At 63.4% G+C, this 2415-nt stretch carries 3 protein-coding genes; 2 read left to right on the top strand and 1 reads right to left on the bottom strand.

Annotation, left to right across the window (positions count from 1 at the left end; genetic code table 11):
• Nucleotides 1–1378: penicillin acylase family protein (locus tag WBV42_RS11210; RefSeq protein ID WP_423986106.1), on the top strand; the 1378-nt coding region annotated here is incomplete at its 5' end.
• On the top strand, nucleotides 1375–1704 hold the full coding sequence (locus WBV42_RS11205; RefSeq protein ID WP_423986105.1) for a hypothetical protein: 330 nt from the start codon (nucleotides 1375–1377) through the stop codon (nucleotides 1702–1704). The genes WBV42_RS11210 and WBV42_RS11205, both read left to right, overlap by 4 nt.
• A 17-nt stretch (nucleotides 1705–1721) precedes the next feature.
• On the opposite strand, the gene WBV42_RS11200 is transcribed toward WBV42_RS11205, so the two are convergent.
• Complete coding sequence (locus tag WBV42_RS11200; RefSeq protein WP_423986104.1) at nucleotides 1722–2327, bottom strand: class I SAM-dependent DNA methyltransferase; 606 nt, start codon at nucleotides 2325–2327, stop codon at nucleotides 1722–1724.
• Nucleotides 2328–2415: the final 88 nt, after the last annotated feature.

The raw sequence follows: 2415 nt of genomic DNA, 5'->3' as shown, positions 1-2415 counted from the left end.
GAACCACGCCGGGGCGTGGGGATTCACCAACGCGGGTGCGGACGTCATCGACTTTTACCGATACGAAATCGATGGCGACAGATACCGCTACAAGGGCGAGGGGCGCGACTTCGAAACCCAACGGCGGGAGATCGAGGTCGCGGATGGGACGAACAGGACGACTACGCTTCGGAAGACCGTCCACGGTCCGGTGCTCGAACGCGACGGCTACCGGGTCGGCGTCGCGTGGACGGGCCACTCTGCCATGGACACGACGCTGGCGATTCACGAGTTCAACACGAGCGACGGCGTGGACGACCTGCGCGCGGCGACGAAGAAGTTCGACGAACCGACCCAAAACCTCGTCTACGCCGACCGGGACGGCAACACGCTGTATTACACCACCGGCAGGATTCCGCGTCGGATAGTGGACGGGAAGCAAGTCCGCGGCGACCGAATCTTCGACGGGTCGGCCGGGGAAACCGAATGGAAAGGGTTCGAACCGTTCGGCGTCTCGACGTGGGAAGGGTTCGTCCCGTTCGACGAAAAACCACACGTCACCGACCCGGACCTCATCGCGACGGCGAATCAGCGGATCACGAACGACCCGTACCTGTCGGAAGCGTACGCCAGCCCCTACCGCGCCCAGCGCATCTACGAACTGCTGGACGAGAAGGCGAAATCCGGAGACATCGACGTGGCGACGATGGAGGGAATACAGGACGACACGCTCGACAAGCGGGCGGAGGCACTGGTTCCGACGCTGGTCGAGGCGGCCCGCGAAAACGGGAACGGAAGTGAAAATTTAGAATCCGCTGTCGAGACGTTCTCGAATTGGGACTACCGCATGGAACGCGACTCGCGGGCCGCCCTGCTGTTCGTCCAGTGGTTCGACGCGTTCCGCGAGAGGACTTTCAAGGACACGTTCGAGAGCGCCGAATTGGACGACAGCTACTACCCGCGCGATTGGGTGTTGGCGCACCTCGACGGCAGTCGCTGGTTCGGAAGCGACGGGCGGAAAGCTACGATGATGAAGGCCCTCCAGACGGCAACGGAAGCCATCGATGCGTCCGACGCCGAAGTGTACGGCGACTACAACACGACGGAGGCCATCACCCACCCGTTCGACCAGTCGTTTCTGAACTATCCCGTGATTCCGACCGACGGGTCGAGCCAGACAGTCAACAACTACCGCAAGGAATCGGCGGTCGGCAGCAGTTGGCGCATGATTTGCCCAATGAAAGGCGACTCGGAGGCCATCCTGCCGGGCGGCAATTCGGGCGATTACTTTTCCGATCACTATCACGACCAACTGAAGCGGTGGGCGGACACGAAGTACAAACCCCTGACCCACGAGATTCGCGGGAACGTCGCCGTCGAATTCGGAGGCGACCGATGAGCCGACTGGACGACCTCCGCGCCGACCCGACCCAACGCGTGGCGTTCATCGCCATCGGCGCACTCGTCGGCCTCGCACTCGCGTGGTTCCACTGGATCGGCCTGCTGATCGGCGGGGCGTTGGTGAGTCTGCCGGCGATGAACTTGAAACGCGGCGTCCTTACCGGACTCGGATTCGGGGTCCTCGTACTGCTCGTCTTCGGCGGCCTGCTCGCGCTCCACGGTTCGCTCGGGCGAGGGGTCGAAATGGGGCAAATCACCGCCCTCGCCGTCGCGATTCCGTTGGTCCTCGGCGCGATCGGCGGATTGGCGCGGGCGCTGGTGTGAAACGAAGCGAAAGAAAATCACGCACGTGCCAGGAGTTGCAGCCACGTCTGGGTCGCATCGATGCTGATCGAATCCACCGTGAATCCGGCCTCCTCGGCCATCTTCGACAGTTCGTCGGGGCGGTAGAGCGTGAACGACCGTTCGTCCGTCTCGTACACGTCGCCGTCGACCTCCCCTTCGCCGTGTTTGACCGAGAGGAGAAAGATCCCGCCGGATTCGAGCACCCGATGAAACTCCTCCAGCGTCGGCGGCGCGTCCTCCCGCGGGACGTGGAGAAACGACGCACACGACCAGAGACCGTCGAAGGAGTCCGATTCGAGGGAGAGACTGCGCATGTCCATTCGCGCGAACTCCGCAGTCGGTGCGACGTCCCGCGCCGCACGGAGGAAGTTCGGCGTGAGATCGATACCGACCACCGAATGCCCGTGGTCGCTGAAGGTCGCCGACTCCCACCCCGGCCCACACCCGACGTCCGCGATTCGCGCGTGGTCACCGTCGGCCGCCCCCTCGACCGCTTCGAGAAATCGTTCGACCAACTCCTCGACGCCCGTCCTGTCGGCGTTCCGGTCTCGATACTCGTCGGCGACCGCTTGATAGGTTTCGATCGTATCCGGGTCGGTCATCGTGTGAACTGAACGATGGACGGGAGGGATATAGGTGTCACTGCCGCCGAAAATAGGCGATGCCGACGACCGACGTGCTCACGGGTCG

This window comes from Haladaptatus sp. (genome assembly GCF_049589095.1).
Taxonomy (GTDB): domain Archaea; phylum Halobacteriota; class Halobacteria; order Halobacteriales; family Haladaptataceae; genus Haladaptatus.
The sequence above is the reverse complement of the archived record's forward strand: the minus strand, read 5'-3'. Positions and strand labels throughout refer to the sequence as shown.